We start from the raw sequence: 16,368 nt of genomic DNA on the forward strand, positions 1-16,368 counted from the left end.
TTGCAATAAATATCAACACCAAGTATTTTAATATCTTTCATCACCTGCTCTTTATTTAAAATAGAAATTCTGTGTTGGCGCATTATAACGCCCCCTTTAAAGAGCGCACTTTTCATTGGGTTGTTTACTAGCAAAGTGGCGGAACCGTATATAATGGCAAGGCGATATTACTATCCTTTGGAGCCATCAGCATCTCAAGATCCCCATTGGCAGTTTGCTGTAAATGCAGACGCTTTTCGAGTGCCTCAGGCGACAAAAATTAGTTTACAACAAAGTATCCGCCCTTAGAACGTTACCGTTAACGTACGCAAATTGAAGTTCGTTTTTATCATCCATCTGAAAAAATGCCTGCTTTGGAGAAGAAGAAGGTCAGTAAACTAAACAGCAAAAGTTTTCTTTAATTTCTTTTCAACCAACTGGTTTTTTAGGGTGACGTAATCAGGGACCCCATTTTTATAAGGGGGGTAGCTTTCCCCCTCAATCAGAGGTTTGAGATGCGTATAGCAAGCTTCTGTGATGCTAAATCCGTCTTGGCTGATATAATTGCTTGGCATTTTGTGCTCCACATTAGCGACTTCGCACAAGGGAGCCGTACCGATATGCCACTTATAACCAGGACCTAGTTCGCGTTGGATGGTTAGCATCACATCGGATTTTCCAGCAAGCGCGAATTCTACGGCGATTTTTCCTAGAGCGTACGCTTGATCAAGATCCGTTTGAGAGGCAATGTGACGGGCCGCTCGTTGTAAATAATCCGCAACGGCCCAGTGACATTTAAAACCAAGTTGTTTCTTGATCAACCTTGCTAAAATAGGTGCCACCCCTCCTAATTGTTCATGGTCAAAAGCGTCGTGCAATCCTGATTCGGCTAGAAATCGTCCGTCGGGATGACGGATACCCTCAGAAGCCACAATGACACAATATCCATTTTTTTCAACGGATCTGCTTGCTTTTGTTAGGAATTGTTCGCTTTGGAAGGGAACCTCGGGAAATAGAATCAGTTGTGGCGCGTCGTCAGGTTGAGATTTTCCCAATGCAGACGCCGCCGCAATCCAGCCGGCGTGGCGTCCCATGACCTCCAGAACAAAAATCTTGGTCGAGGTCGCACACATAGCGCGTACATCCAAAGCCGCTTCTTGAGTGGAAACAGCAATATATTTAGCAACAGAACCAAAGCCTGGACAATTATCAGTAAAAGGGAGATCGTTATCGATGGTTTTGGGTAGACCAATACAAACCAGGGGATAATCCATTATTTGGCTCAACTGCGAAATTTTATGCGTGGTATCTTGAGAATCCCCACCACCATTGTAAAACACGTAGCCAATATCATGCGCTTTAAAAACTTCGACAAGCCGTTCATATTGACGACGATCGTGATGGATATTGTTAAGTTTATAGCGGCAGGATCCAAAAGCGCTCGAAGGAGCGTGCCGCAAAGCAGCGATATTTTCAAGAGACTCCAGACTGGTATCAATGAGCTCCTCTTTAAGAGCACCAATAATTCCGTTACGCCCCGCCAGAACTTTTCCAATTTTAGCGGGATATTGAGCGGCTGTTTGGATAACTCCGCAGGCTGTCGCGTTAATCACCGCCGTAGCACCGCCAGATTGGGCGTAGAAGACGTTTTTTTTGCTCATGCTTTTTTTCCATTCAGTTCAACACACTGTGCTCCGAGAGCAGATAAATTTATGCCATGGAATCCATAAGATGTCAAAGTTAAGCTAGCGCCTTCATTCCTCGAATAGCTCACCGGAAATGTACTAGTGACCTTCCGTCGAAAGCAGGTGGTGGTCGTAATCGATAAGGGACCATGAATAACCTGTGGTCGGGGTTGGACTTTATTTTTAGCACAATGTGAGGAAAATCGGCCGAAACCAAAACGGGTTTATTAGGATCGGTAAACTCGGTTTCTGGTGCAGCGAGAGACGCGGTTACTAAAAACAGTAAAAAAGGATTAGTAGAATATTTTCCATCGTTTTTTCTCTTTTCAGTTCCTCACAATATCCCAAACAAAGGATTTCTTACCAATTATACATAGTTCCATCTAACTTGCGATTAATAGGCAGATAAGCTCGCTCATAAGGGTATTTTGCGGCGAGTTTCTCATCGAAATCTACACCTAACCCCGGCTCGTCTTTTACGTTGAGATAGCCGTTTTCAAAATAATAATGATGAGGAAAAACTTCTTTAGTTTCAGAAGTATGACGCATAAACTCCTGAATGCCAAAATTGTTAATCGTCGTTTCAAAATGCAAAGCCGCTGCCATCGTAACGGGGGAGACATCCGTTGGGCCATGGCAACTGGTTCGAACGTGGTAAGTATTGGCAAATGAAGCGATTTTCATCATAGGCGTCAGGCCCCCACCGTGCAAAATTGACATACGAATATAATCGATTAATTGTTCCACAATTAAGGTGGTGCAATCATAAATCACATTAAATACTTCACCAACGGCCAGCGGTGTGGTGGTGTGGTTGCGAATAATACGAAAACCTTCTTGTAATTCAGCGGGCACTGTGTCTTCTAACCAAAATAAATGGTAAGGCTCTAATTCTTTCCCGAAACGGCCCGCTTGAACCAGATGGCGCGTAAGTTGACGGAATTTTAGATTCCCAATTTCCTGAAAATCCTTGGTTTTCTTTAATTTTGCTTTCATTTGCTGTTAGCGTCCATCCCACATTGAGTTGATTAACGCGAATACCTTCCTTACTCAACGAATTTCCTAAATTAAGTGTCATCGTCATTAATCCACCTTTTGTCATCGAATAAGCTAATAAAACAGCCTCACCACAATAAGCATTAATCGAACCGATGTTAACTACTGTACCCCCTTCGGTTTGTTTTCTAAACACTTTCACAACCGCTTGCGTTAAAAAAATGGTGCACGAAGATTAAGGCGCACAATCCAATCAAACTCTTCCACCGTCACACTGTCGATATCATTGCGCGGGGATTTGGCTGCATTGTTAATCAAGCTATCCACGCGACCGAAATGCTCCAAAGTCGCCTCGACTAACCCAAAACTGCTTTGAATACCTTCATCGGAAAGCTCCGACAGATAATAGGCGGATTTTTCCTTACCTAATTTTTGAACCATTTTGCGGGATCGCAATTCATCGCGACCGTGGATCATTACTTTGGCTCCTTGAGCCACGCAAGCTGTCGCAATGGCAACGCCGATTCCTGTCGTGGAACCTGTTACGATAACAACCTTATCTTTTAGAAGCATGCCACCCTTACCCTAATTGATGGGATTATGAGTATACGCGAACTTTACGCGTGTACCAATGAGTGATAGGGTTTAGGGTTTTTTTCCATTCTTGACGTTCTGTGCAAACCAGAACGGATAACGAAAGTCTATTAGGGAAATGGACATACATAATATTCTTAAAAAAACCACTATCCTTCCTGTCGTCGTACTTGACAAGTGTGAACATGCTTTACCGCTTGCCAATGCTTTAATGGAAGGCGGAATAACCACGTTTGAAATCACTTTAAGGACGCCGGTTGCGCTCGGGGCGATCAAACTATTAAAAAGCAAAATGCCTGAATGTACCGTCGGAGCCGGAACGGTTATAACAGCGACGCAATTTTTTGAAATCAAACAGGCAGGCGTCGATTTTGCAGTAAGTCCTTTGCAGTAAGTCCTTGGATTTCGACTGAATTGATTGAAATGGCGGAAAAAGAAAATATTCCTTATTTACCTGCCATCGCTACGCCCTCTGAGATATTATTAGCAATTCAACACACAAGCTCTCTTTTTTGAAATTCTTTCCCGCCGAATTAAGCGGATGGCTTGCAGCATTGCGCAATTTTATGAGTGTTTTTCCTGCTATCCGTTTTTTCCCCACCGGTGGGGTTGACCAAGGAAATATGATAAACTATTTCTCGTTAAAAAATGTCATTTGCGTTGGAGGCTCTTGGCTTGCCCCCAAAAATCTCGTTGAAAGCCAACAATGGAATGCTATTACCGAATTAATGCTAAAAGCAATTAAAATCTTGATTACTTAAGGAGAAAATCGATGGTCCTAACGCCTTCTAAAATGATTCCGCTCGGCACCAAAGCCCCGGATTTTAATTTGCCTGACGCTGTCAGCGGTAAAAAAATGTCACTCACTCAATTAAAATCAAGTAAAGCGACAGTTATTATGTTCATTTGTAATCATTGCCCTTTTGTGCAACATATCCAAGAAAAATTAGTGGAAGTGGCAAAAAAATACCAAGCTAAAGGCATTCAGTTTATTGCTATTAATTCTAACGATATCGAAAACTATCCTGAAGATTCTCCAGAAAAAATGAAAATAACGGCTGAAAAACTTGATTATCCTTTTCCCTATCTATTTGATGAAAATCAAGAAATTGCAAAAGCCTACCAGGCGGAATGTACCCCTGATTTTTATATTTTTGATAAAAATCTCGCTTGCGTTTACCGTGGACGATTCGACAATGCCACCCCCGGTCGGGACACCCCAGTCACCGGAAAAGACCTTGGTAGCGCGCTGGATAATATATTAGCTGGAAACCTTGTCGATCCCAACCAAAAACCCAGCCAGGGCTGTAACATTAAATGGAAGAAATAAATCATGCCAGGCGTTCCTCTAATATTTTGAGAGAAATTCCTTAGCATAAGCCTAATGGAAAAATAACTTATCATGTGAACTGGTGTTATTGTTTTTCGCATTGCCGAGTGCCTTACCGTGGTTACCCAAATTTATTGCTTAATGCGCAATTCCTTACGAGAAGGTTCAAAAATTATTCATAAGGTATCCTTTGTTAGTTAAAGTTAAAATAAGCGTCTTTTAAAACCAAGACCTTACTTCATGACGAAAGGCTTCATGAAAATTCAGTCTTGGACTTATAGAAAAAGACAGGCTTTTTTCATCCTCGGGTATATGTAAACGGTTCTTTATATAAATTTCATGTATGTATTTATTTTTGGAGCGATTAAAGCACTTTTCTAACGAGACAATAGTTGCCCGCTATCTACCCTATCTATATCATTAGCCACAAGTCACAGCAATTTCATTTTTTTGGTGATCCTGCGTAGACGGGAATCTAACGCGATTTTAGAGCGTTGTGCAGCTAGTGGGCTAGGATGACGGGGGGATCTCGGTTTAAGTTTTTATCTTTAGTACTCGCGGATAATAATATGCTACTGAAGATATTCCACGCCCACGATTTCGTATTCAACCGGCCCTTCAGGAGCTGTCACTTCAATGATGTCTTCGATGTACTTACCAATCATCGCACGAGCGGTGGGGGAAGAAATTGAAATTTTATTTTCTTTGAGGTTAGCTTCGTCTACGCCAACGATCTGGTAAGTCACTTCGGTTTTTGTCTTTAAATTTAATAAAGTCACTGTTGCCCCAAAAATCACTTTACCTTCATTCGGGATTTGGGAAATATCAATAATCTGACAATTAGCAAGTTTCGATTCAATTTCCAAAATACGACCTTCAATAAAACCTTGGTGCTCTCGTGCGGCGTGGTATTCGGCATTTTCTTTAAGATCACCGTGCGCCCGTGCCTCCGCAATAGCGGCAATCACTTTCGGCCGCTCCACAGTTTTAAGTGTTTCAAGTTCGGCTCGCAATTTGGTAACACCATTAACAGTAATTGGAATAATTATTTGCATTGTTGTCATTTCACCACCAACCTAAAAAAGTAAGTGTAACATAATGTGCGATTTGCATAAAATACCGGGACAGCTATACTTATTCTATAGCTTTTAAGCAAAAGGCGGATAATTAAAATTTTAGTTATTTCAATTTGTTATGTCATATTTATGTTTTTTAGTATAGAGGAATGTAAAGTAACAAGACAGTGTTAGTGGGTGAAAAGAAAGTGATCAGTGCTACCAAATCTGTCGCATTTAAAGTACATATTGCCAGATTGTGCGTCACTTAACTAAAGAGAACCTAAATATAAGCATCTATAACTTTAACGATAGACGGCCCATCCCATCAGGCTGTCTTTTTTATAAATCCTGTAACCGATGGATTTCTCCCGAATGAGTAGACTGCAAAGCAGAAACGGCTGCTTCCCCTCCCGCTAAGGTCGTCGTATAGCACACCTTGTGCTGCACGGCGCTGGTTCGGATGGTATGAGAATCTTCTATCGCCTGCTCTCCTTCAGTGGTATTGATAATAAAGCTAATTTGATCATTTTTAATCATATCAATGATGTGAGGACGACCTTCGTTGACTTTATTTACCACGATGCACGGGATTCCGGCCACTTTGAGGGCTTTGGCGGTGCCACGCGTTGACACGATTTCAAAACCCAAATCTACAAGGGACTGAGCAACATTAAGCACCCGCTTTTTATCTGCATCACGCACACTGACAAAAGCCCGTCCACTCGTTGGCATAACGTCCCCCCCTGCCAATTGTCCTTTGGCAAAGGCTTGTCCAAAACTCTCCGCAATGCCCATCGCTTCGCCGGTGGATCGCATTTCTGGGCCTAAGATAGGGTCCACTCCTAAAAACTTATTGAAAGGGAAAACCGGTTTTTTCACAGCAAAATAACGTGGTCGAAACTCTCCCGTTAACTTTTGGTCTGCTAGGGAGACGCCAACCATCGCGCGCGCGGCAATTTTAGCAAGCGGCATCCCCGTAGCCTTAGCCAAAAAAGGAACGGTGCGCGAAGCTCGCGGATTAACCTCAAGCACATAAATTTCATTTTTCTGGATAGCAAATTGGGTGTTGATAAGTCCCACTACCCCTAATTCTTTAGCAATTAGCCGGACTTGCTCGCGCAATTGTTCCTGGATTTCAAGACTTAAACTGTGCGGGGGAAATGCGCAAGAGGAATCTCCGGAATGAACTCCAGCTTGTTCAATATGTTCCAAGATACCCCCAATTAACACATTTTCACCATCGCAAATCGCATCCACGTCCACCTCAATAGCGTCGTCTAAAAATCGATCCAGTAATAAAGGTTCGCCATCAGAAACAATTAGATCTTTTGTCATGTGGCGCATTAATTCTTTTTCACTGTAAATCACTTTCATCGCACGACCGCCCAACACATAAGAAGGACGAACAATCAAAGGATACGCAAATACTTTTGCTAACCGCAGTCCTTCTTCGACGTTTCGTACAGTTCCGTTAGGCGGTTGTCGTAATCCTAATCCTTGAATTAAAGCTTGAAAACGTTCCCGATCTTCTGCACGGTCAATAGCGTCTGGAGTTGTTCCTACAATAGGAACGCGTGCTTTAGCCAAAGCGCTGGCTAATTTCAATGGAGTTTGTCCGCCAAATTGCACAATAATTCCTTTTGGTTTTTCGATCACCACGATTTCTAAAACGTCTTCCAATGTTAACGGTTCAAAATACAATCGGTCTGAAATATCAAAATCTGTAGAAACTGTTTCAGGGTTACAATTAACCATAATACTTTCATAACCTAGCTCCCGCATAACCAATGCTGCATGAACGCAACAATAATCAAACTCGATTCCTTGGCCAATACGATTGGGGCCGCTGCCCAAGACCATAATTTTATTTCGCTTGGTCGTGGCGCACTCATTTTCTTCTTCGTAAGTCGAATAAAGATAGACGGTATCCGTCGCAAATTCAGCAGCGCAAGTATCGACCCGTTTATAAACTGGACGAATTTTGAATTTGTGACGAAAGCGGCGAACGCGCTCTTCAGTGGTCTGTAACAACTGCGCCAAGCGTTGATCGGAAAAACCTTTACGCTTTAAATAAAATAATTCATCTCGTGATAATTTTTTTAAGGATTTATCCGCAAGGGATTTCTCCAGCTGAACAAGCTCTTCGATTTGAACTAAAAACCAGCGGTCAATTTTACTGTAATCGTAAATTTCATCACAACTTAAACCGATGCGAAAAGCATCTGCCAGGTACCATAAGCGTTCGGGACCTGCAAAACATAATTCTTTTTTTATTTTTTCGCGTATTTTTACATCGTCTGCTGATAGCTCTTCCTCAAGTTTTATTTTAGACTCTAAGCCGTAAACGCCCACTTCTAAACCGCGAATGGCTTTTTGTAGCGATTCCTGAAAAGTTCGCCCGATTGCCATGACTTCACCGACAGACTTCATTTGAGTACTCAATCTGGGTTCGGCCTCTGGGAATTTTTCAAAATTAAAACGGGGAATTTTGGTGACGACATAATCAATTGTCGGTTCAAAGGAAGCCGGCGTTCGGCCACCGGTAATTTCATTTTTTAATTCATCTAAAGTGTAACCAACTGCTAATTTTGCAGCGATTTTTGCGATTGGAAAGCCCGTGGCTTTGGAGGCGAGTGCCGAAGAGCGCGACACCCGCGGGTTCATTTCTATGACGATCATGCGTCCGTCATCGGGATTAATCCCAAATTGTACATTAGAACCCCCTGTCTCCACCCCGATTTCACGCAAAATGGCAATGGCAGCATCTCGCATGCGTTGGTATTCTTTATCCGTTAATGTTTGTGCAGGTGCTACCGTGATTGAATCACCCGTGTGAATGCCCATGGGGTCGAAATTTTCAATGCTACAAACAATGATGCAATTATCATTTTTATCCCGCACGGCTTCTAATTCAAATTCTTTCCAGCCGGCAATTGATTCGTCGATTAATATTTCGGTGGTGGGCGATAATTCCAAGCCGCGCGTACAAATATCTAAAAACTCATCCCGGTTATATGCGATACCACCTCCGCTACCACCGAGTGTAAAAGAAGGGCGAATAATGGCAGGAAAACCAACCTGCTCCAATATTTTCCAAGCATCTTCCATGGAATGTGCCAATCCCGAGACTGGCGTTTGCAAGCCAATTTTCAACATAGCTTTTTGAAATAACAAGCGGTCTTCTGCTTTATCAATAGCTTCGCGGGAGGCACCGATTAATTCTACTCCATATTTTTCCAAAATGTCTTCGCGCACTAAATCTAATGCACAATTTAGACCGGTTTGTCCCCCCATGGTGGGTAGTAACGCATCAGGTTTTTCTTTTTCGATGATCTTTGCGATCACTTCCCAATGAACGGGTTCGATATAAGTTGCATCCGCCAAATCGGGGTCGGTCATAATAGTGGCTGGGTTGGAATTGACTAAAATAACGCGATAACCTTCCTCGCGTAATGCGCGACATGCTTGAGTGCCTGAATAATCAAATTCACAGGCTTGACCAATAATGATTGGGCCTGCACCGATTATTAAAATACTTTTTATGTCGTTTCTTTTTGGCATTGTTTTTTATTTCAATTTTAGGCTTCCTTATTCCCACGTAGGCGGGAATGACAAGTTTTAAGTTTTTAATCTTTACCACTTGGCCTAAGTGGAGTTTCTCATTAATTTAACAAACTCCTCGAAGATCTCCCGCATGTCACGCGGTCCAGGGCTGGCTTCGGGATGTCCTTGAAAAGCAATCGCCGGTTTCGTTTTATGAGCAATCCCTTGCAATGTCCCATCAAACAACGAACGGTGCGTAACGCGTAAAGTAGCTGGCAAACTATTCTCATTCACTGCAAAACTATGATTTTGACTTGTAATAAACACACGCCGCGTTTCCGCCGCTTGAACTGGATGATTCGCTCCGTGATGACCGAACTTCATTTTTTCGGTCTTAGCGCCACATGCTAATGCCAACAATTGAAATCCCAAACAAATGCCTAATAAAGGAACGCCTTTTTCCAGGAATTGTCGAACCGTTTCAATGGCATAAGCGCAAGCCGCGGGATCACCAGGTCCGTTAGAAAGAACAACCCCATTTGGCTTCAAGGCAATCACTTCTTCAACATTGGTTTCGGCCGGTACGATTGTGACCAAACAACCCTGATCGACTAAAAGTCGCAAAATTTGTTGTTTTAAACCAAAATCATAAACGACCACTTGGTAATCTCGAGAAGATGCGTTGGGAACAGATGTCTGATTCCAACTTCTTTCCTGCCAAGTTTGTGCCTTTGTCGTTGAAACAGCCCTTGCTAGATCTCTTCCTTTCAAGCCCTTATAAATGCGCGCTTTTTTAAGTGCTTGCTCTGCTTGTGCGCCATCTCCTGCAATAATACATCCGTGTAACGCTCCTTTTTCACGGATCAATCGTACAAGACTTCGGGTATCAATGCCTGCAATACCTATTATTTCTTCGGATCTTAAATAATCACTTAATGCTTGTTGAGCGCGCCAATTACTTACGATCGGTGACAATTCTCGGATAATCAATCCGGCTGCCCAAATCCGCCGCGATTCTTGATCGTCCATATTGACACCTACATTGCCAATATGGGGGTAGGTAAAAGTTATGATTTGTTCCACATACGAGGGGTCCATCAAAATCTCTTGATAACCGGTGAGAGTAGTGTTGAAAATGACCTCTCCGACCGTCTGCCCATCCGCTCCGATAGAATATCCACATAAAACCCTACCATCGGCTAATGCCAAAATCGCCGGCTTTCGTCCATTGAGCAAATCGAAATCGCCCATCGTGGCAGCACCCTCTTACTCATGTGAAAACAAAACTTGCAAAAGGATAAGCGATGCAAAGGGGAATGGGAAGGAAGAATTCATGGTGGTAGCTTAATCTGAAAATTGTTTGACCAAGCCGTGAAGTTTGAGTTACTTTAGAGTCTTTTTCGATTTCGAATACCTTAAAGGTAATCATGCTCAAGATCACTGAAAAAAATCGCAAGTGGTGGATTTTCGTTGCCATGTCAGGCGGGTTATCAGTTGCATTTTTAGATCAAACTGCCATTTCCATCATCCTACCTCCTATTCAAAAAGATTTAGGCCTGAGTAACGTTATGATTCAATGGGTCATTAATGCTTATTTATTATCATTGGCTGCATTAGTTATTTTCGGCGGTAAATTAGGTGATATTTTGGGTCATAAGCGCACCTTTTTGGCAGGAATAATTATTTTTGTTTTAGCCTCTATCTTTTGTGCCGCTGCACAAACCAGTTATTGGCTGCTAATCAGTCGGATTATTCAAGGGGTCGGAGGCGCATTTATGATTCCGGTGACAAGCGTGATGATGGCGCACGCTTTTTCGGAAAGTGAACGAGGAAAAGTTATGGGATTATATGTTGCCGTTGCCTCTGTCTTTCTTTCTTTGGGCCCGTTATTAAGCGGATTACTCACTCATTATTTTAACTGGCGTTGGGTATTTTGGATAAATGTTCCGATTTCTTTACTCAGCATTGGTTTAACCATTGTTGCCGTTCCTGCGCGGGAAAATCAGCGGGATACCCTAAAGCCTTTAGATTGGCTGGGATTCCTTACCCTTAGCCTCTTTATTGCAACGCTAGTCGTTGGCCTTATGGAGGCCGTTAACTTGGGCTGGAGTTCTAAAGAGATTATTTTCCTTTTTGTTATTGCCACATTTTCTGCGATCGCTTTTATTTTTGTTGAAAGAAAAGCGCCTGACCCAATCGTTTCTTTCTCTTTATTTACTCAAAAAACTTTTTTAAGCGCCAATTTATGCTTGTTTTTCTTTACTTGTGCTTTTAGTTCTTCTGTTTTTTGGGCAATTCTGCTACAGAAAGTGATGGGATATTCACCGGCGACCACAGGTTTGTTTTATTTACCTGTGACGATTCCGGTTATGTTTATGGCGCCGCTCGGAGGTATGTTACGGGATAAATACGGTCCTCGCCTTCCTGTCCTGATGGGATCAGGAGTGGTTGCCGTGGGGTCTTTCTGGATCGCGTTGTCGGCACTTAAAGGTCACTACTCAGCGATGTTTCCAGGGTTTTTATTATTTGGTTTAGGCCCAGCTTTGGTTTATTCAGCTGTAATGGCCACCAACATCAGTAGCATGCCGTTGTCGCAAATGGGAATGGCATCGGGAATTTCCAATGGCATACGCCAGTTAGGCCGAGTTTTAGGAGTGGCGATGATCGGTTCTGTCATAAGCAACATCGAACACTCTCGTTTGATCCATTCTCATTTCGATACGACAGGAAAACTCTCTCAAGTGAGCGATCAACAACTCACTCATTTGCTATCAAACCCTGCGCCAGCAAAACATATTTTATCAGGGCTTTCACTTTCCGAAATAAATCATATTCATCTGGCTCTAAAATCGCTTTTCACATTTGCTTTTTCAATGGGTATGGTCCTTGCGGGTTTTTTACTAATTTCAACACTCGGCATCAGTTTTTTCTTGCCTAACAAACCACTACGACTTTTGCGGGATGAAAAAATCAAAATTGGTTTGGTAAAGAAAAGTGAAGTCCCGGCCGGAAAACCAAAGACTGACCCTATCTCACTGGACAAATTTGTCTAGTGATGATCTTGACCTCCACTTACGCGAATTATCCGGATTGCGTTACCAATACTCTCCCCACTGCTGGGAACCTATCACGCCAAACACACCTGGAATTTATATTTTGACGGGCGGGAAGCTAAGTGGGCAAGTCAACCTCTTACAAGTTTACTCATTCGTGATTGGCTCGAAAAAAAATGTTACAATTTTTTTGACGAAGCATCGGATCAGTCTTTTTTACTCATTATTGATCAAATTACCTTCGCGGATGAAGGCCATTTTAATAAGGTTTTGCGTCTTAACAGGTTCCGATACTCTGAGGCCGACGAGAAAAAGCAAGTCAAACTGATTTTCATATTTATCCTTCACTTTTTTTACAATATGTTAATTTACTTTATCCTTAAAAAGAACCGACGATCGAAATGCTCGCTACTTTCTTCAAGAATTATCTTAACCCGGTGGCTACTTGCGAGGGATCAATGATCTTACAGAATACAATGAAATCACGACAGTGACCTATGTAACCTATGAGCAATGGATTCTAGATGATTTTTTAAAACAAGATAAAAATGAAGATACTTCGCTTTTTCTCTTTACGTTCTTTGCTATAAATCCAGACCTCGAATTATCTTTTTTTGATAAAAAGTGGTTTCTCAGAAGGTCTTGGCATTAGTATTTTCTCCATTCGTACAATAGTTATTAAGGATTGGTAATAACCATAATGGTCTTTTCTTAGAAGAAAGTTAGGAAGCCCTGCTGATGCAGGCTTTTTTTATTTGGAAGTGAAGAAATCTTTCACGCTGTCAAACCAGTTTCGCGCGCGTGGACTATGGTTTTTTTCATCTTTTTTTAGGAGCTCAGCGAATTGTTTGAGGTAATCTTTTTGCTCAGGGCTTAGTTTTACAGGAGTTTCGACAACGATGTGGCAAATTAAATCGCCGACAGCACCACTGCGCAAAGCCTTGACGCCCTTTCCTCGCAAGCGAAATTGTTTTCCACCTTGGGTTTCAGGAGGGATCGTTAATCGGACACTTCCATCAAGAGTAGGAATTTCCATTTCGCCGCCTAACGCAGCGGTAGTAAAATCAATTGGCACTTCGGAATGTAAGTCATTGCCCTCGCGATGGAAAAGAGGATGAGGTTTGACACGAACTTGGACGTAGAGATCACCAGGGGGCGCTCCAAATAATCCAGCTTCGCCTTCGCCCGCTAGACGAATACGATCGCCCGTGTCGATGCCAGGAGGAATTTTTACCGATAAGGTTTTTGTTTGCTGCTGGCGGCCTTGGCCGTGACAATCCGTGCAGGGATCTTTAATCACCTGGCCCCTACCCCGACAAACGGAACAAGTTTGTTGAACTTGCAGAAAACCGTGCTGCATTCGCATTTGGCCAGACCCATTACAGCGCGAACAAGTAGCAGGGCTGGTGCCTTTTTTCGCACCACTGCCATTGCAAATTTTACAGTTGACCCAAGTCGATACTTTAATCGTTCGGCTAATAGCATGAACAGCTTCTTCCAAGCTCAAGACAAGTTCATAGGCAAGATCAGAACCGCGCTGTTCGCGTGCCTGGCCGCCGCGACCGCCGCCAAAAATATCTCCAAAGATGTCGCCAAAAATATCTCCAAGATCGCCAAAACCGAAACCGCCAGCGCTAGCATCATCAAACGTTTGTTGCTCGACACCCGCATGGCCGAACTGATCGTAGAAAGCACGTTTGCGCGAATCACAAAGGACCTCATAGGCTTCTCGTGCTTCTTTAAATTTTACCTCGGCGCCTTTATTGCCGGGGTTGCGATCTGGATGGTATTTCATCGCCAAACGGCGAAAGGCCTTTTTAACTTCAGCTTCTGTCGCGTTTCGATTGATATCAAGGACTTCGTAATAATCGCGTTTTGCCATGAGGTATTTTATTTTCCAAGTTTTGCTTTTTGCTCTTTATCCCGCCATAGCCAGTATGATGCTTTCTTTAGTCTATTTATCTTCGTCCTTTTTCTTTTCGTCTTTGACTTCTTCAAACTCAGCATCAACGACATCTTCTTTTTTGCCGCCAGCTTGGGTTTGAGGGTCACCCTTACCTCCGCCTCCCGAAGGAGAGCCAGCAGCGCCGCCTTTTTTAGCATATACACGCTCCGCCAGTTTTGAGGAATGTTCCGTTAGCGCTTTTGTTTTAGCTTCAATAGTGTCTTTATCATTTCCTTTCATGGCTTCCTTAAGCTCATTGACCGCTTTTTCAATACCACTCTTTTCGTCGGCTGATACTTCATTACCGAGGTCTTTCATCGATTTTTCAGCAGCGTGAATCATCGCGTCCGCTTGGTTTCGCGCATCCACCAATTCATGGAACCTCCGATCAGAATCACGATGGGCTTCCGCGTCTTTCAGCATTTTTTCCACTTCCTCATCGGAAAGTCCACTGGACGCCTTAATTACAATGGATTGTTCTTTGCCTGTGGCTTTATCTTTCGCCGATACGTGAAGAATACCATTAGCATCGATATCAAAAGTAACTTCGATTTGCGGCACACCACGCGGCGCAGGCGGGATATCGGAAAGGTCAAAACGACCCAACGACTTATTGGCGGAAGCCATTTCACGTTCCCCTTGCAACACATGGACGGTTACCGCCGTTTGATTGTCATCTGCAGTTGAAAATACTTGGTTTGCTTTAGTTGGGATGGTGGTATTTTTCTCAATGAGCTTCGTCATCACGCCGCCCAAGGTCTCAATACCCAAAGAAAGCGGAGTAACGTCTAACAGCAACACATCCTTAACATCACCGGACAATACAGCACCTTGAATAGCAGCGCCGATAGCAACGGCTTCATCGGGATTTACATCTTTACGCACCTCTTTGCTAAAGAAATTTTTCACCGCTTCTTGGACCTTTGGCATCCGGGTTTGCCCGCCCACTAAAACCACATCATCGATTTCAGAGACTTTAAGGCCGGCATCTTTAATCGCTACTTTGCATGGTTCAATGGTGCGCTCCACTAAATCCTCGACAAGGGATTCTAATTTTGCGCGTGTGAGGCGAATATTTAAGTGTTTGGGACCCGAGGCATCCGCCGTGATATAAGGCAAATTAACATCCGTTTGCTGGCTCGATGAAAGCTCAATTTTTGCTTTTTCAGCCGCTTCTTTCAATCGTTGTAACGCCAGTGGATCGTTGTGCAAATCAACTCCCTCGTCTTTTTTAAACGCGCCAGCCAAATAATCAATTAAACGAAGATCGAAATCTTCACCGCCTAAGAAAGTGTCTCCATTTGTTGCCAATACTTCAAATTGGTGTTCGCCATCTACTTCCGCAATTTCGATGATGGAAATATCGAAGGTACCGCCACCCAAGTCATAAACAGCAATTTTACGATCACCTTTTTTCTTGTCCATCCCGTAAGCCAAAGCTGCTGCAGTAGGTTCGTTGATGATCCGTTTAACATTAAGGCCGGCAATTTTACCCGCGTCTTTAGTCGCCTGACGCTGGGAATCGTTGAAGTAAGCAGGAACGGTAATGACGGCGTCTTTCACTTCGTGGCCCAGATAATCTTCCGCCGTCTTTTTCATTTTTATCAAAACTTGAGCGGAAATTTGGGGTGGCGCCAATTTTTGAAATTTACCCTCTTTATCTTTGACTTCTACCCACGCGTCGCCATTATCCGCTTTTATAATCTTGTAAGGCACCATTTTAATATCTTTTTGAACCACATCGTCGTCGAAACGACGCCCAATTAATCGCTTGATGGCGTACAAGGTTCTGTCCGCATTGGTAACGGCTTGACGCTTGGCGGAAGCGCCGACCAATACTTCCCCATCTTTTGTATAGGCCACAATCGACGGCGTCGTGCGGGAACCTTCGGCGTTTTCAATCACCCGCACCTTATTAGCACCCTCCATAACTGCAACGCAGGAGTTGGTGGTGCCTAAATCGATACCAATAATTTCAGCCATATTCTCTTCCTCTCAAAAAAACTGGGTTCGTATTCGTATAATAGTTATCTGGGGACAGCAAAGGGAATTTCAAGGGACCTCCATACACGAAGGAAAGCGATGAGTTTGTTTCCTGAGCAGGTGGAATTAATGGAAAGGCTTGTTTTAATTGAAGCAATTGATTATTGGGTTGAAAATAATTTCCCTTACATTTTCTAAGCCG

General features: G+C 43.1%; 7 protein-coding genes and 7 pseudogenes. 5 read left to right on the plus strand and 9 right to left on the minus strand.

Features of this window, described 5'->3' with window-relative positions; all coding sequences use genetic code 11:
• Nucleotides 1-207: 207 nt before the first annotated feature.
• Nucleotides 208-401 (plus strand): annotated as a pseudogene (locus FIV31_RS04720) (hypothetical protein); the annotation flags it as partial.
• Here FIV31_RS04720 and FIV31_RS04725 read toward each other — a convergent pair.
• From FIV31_RS04725 to FIV31_RS04740, 4 genes and pseudogenes are all read right to left on the minus strand, one after another.
• On the minus strand, nt 378-1,640 hold the full coding sequence (locus tag FIV31_RS04725) for a 6-phosphofructokinase (protein WP_280123992.1): 1,263 nt from the start codon (nt 1,638-1,640) through the stop codon (nt 378-380). The pseudogene FIV31_RS04720 and the gene FIV31_RS04725 overlap by 24 nt on opposite strands.
• 126 nt (nt 1,641-1,766) lie before the next feature.
• Nucleotides 1,767-2,031 (minus strand): annotated as a pseudogene (locus FIV31_RS04730) (protease inhibitor I42 family protein); the annotation flags it as partial.
• A pseudogene (locus FIV31_RS04735) lies at nt 2,025-2,582 on the minus strand (enolase C-terminal domain-like protein); the annotation flags it as partial. The pseudogenes FIV31_RS04735 and FIV31_RS04730, both read right to left, overlap by 7 nt.
• Nucleotides 2,581-3,233, minus strand: a pseudogene (locus FIV31_RS04740) (SDR family NAD(P)-dependent oxidoreductase); the annotation flags it as partial. The pseudogenes FIV31_RS04740 and FIV31_RS04735, both read right to left, overlap by 2 nt.
• Before the next feature lie 87 nt (nt 3,234-3,320).
• Between FIV31_RS04740 and eda the strand changes: the two are divergent.
• Together eda and FIV31_RS04750 are read left to right on the plus strand one after the other, a co-directional pair.
• A pseudogene (gene eda, locus FIV31_RS04745) lies at nt 3,321-4,015 on the plus strand (bifunctional 4-hydroxy-2-oxoglutarate aldolase/2-dehydro-3-deoxy-phosphogluconate aldolase).
• 11 nt (nt 4,016-4,026) lie between these two features.
• Nucleotides 4,027-4,584, plus strand: coding sequence for a thioredoxin family protein (locus FIV31_RS04750; protein ID WP_280123993.1), 558 nt, complete (start codon nt 4,027-4,029; stop codon nt 4,582-4,584).
• Nucleotides 4,585-5,156: 572 nt separating this feature from the next.
• On the opposite strand, the gene greA is transcribed toward FIV31_RS04750, so the two are convergent.
• The 3 genes and pseudogenes from greA to carA form a co-directional block, all read right to left on the minus strand.
• Complete coding sequence (gene greA / locus FIV31_RS04755; RefSeq protein ID WP_280123994.1) at nt 5,157-5,648, minus strand: transcription elongation factor GreA; 492 nt, start codon at nt 5,646-5,648, stop codon at nt 5,157-5,159.
• A gap of 333 nt (nt 5,649-5,981) precedes the next feature.
• Nucleotides 5,982-9,203, minus strand: a complete 3,222-nt coding sequence (gene carB / locus FIV31_RS04760) for a carbamoyl-phosphate synthase large subunit (RefSeq protein WP_280123995.1) — start codon at nt 9,201-9,203, stop codon at nt 5,982-5,984.
• 84 nt (nt 9,204-9,287) lie between these two features.
• Nucleotides 9,288-10,495, minus strand: a pseudogene (carA, locus tag FIV31_RS04765) (glutamine-hydrolyzing carbamoyl-phosphate synthase small subunit).
• Between the two features lie 165 nt (nt 10,496-10,660).
• Between carA and FIV31_RS04770 the strand changes: the two are divergent.
• Nucleotides 10,661-12,238: an MFS transporter gene (locus FIV31_RS04770; protein WP_280123996.1), complete on the plus strand. Its 1,578-nt coding sequence runs from the start codon at nt 10,661-10,663 to the stop codon at nt 12,236-12,238.
• Nucleotides 12,207-12,803 (plus strand): annotated as a pseudogene (locus FIV31_RS08540) (ATP-binding protein); the annotation flags it as partial. The gene FIV31_RS04770 and the pseudogene FIV31_RS08540, both read left to right, overlap by 32 nt.
• 186 nt (nt 12,804-12,989) lie before the next feature.
• On the opposite strand, the gene dnaJ reads toward FIV31_RS08540, so the two are convergent.
• Nucleotides 12,990-14,120, minus strand: coding sequence for a molecular chaperone DnaJ (dnaJ, locus tag FIV31_RS04775; RefSeq protein ID WP_280123997.1), 1,131 nt, complete (start codon nt 14,118-14,120; stop codon nt 12,990-12,992).
• Nucleotides 14,121-14,192: 72 nt separating this feature from the next.
• Nucleotides 14,193-16,166, minus strand: coding sequence for a molecular chaperone DnaK (gene dnaK / locus FIV31_RS04780; RefSeq protein WP_280123998.1), 1,974 nt, complete (start codon nt 16,164-16,166; stop codon nt 14,193-14,195).
• Between the last annotated feature and the right edge of the window lie 202 nt (nt 16,167-16,368).

Source organism: Coxiella endosymbiont of Ornithodoros amblus, from assembly GCF_019425495.1.
Lineage (GTDB): Bacteria > Pseudomonadota > Gammaproteobacteria > Coxiellales > Coxiellaceae > Coxiella.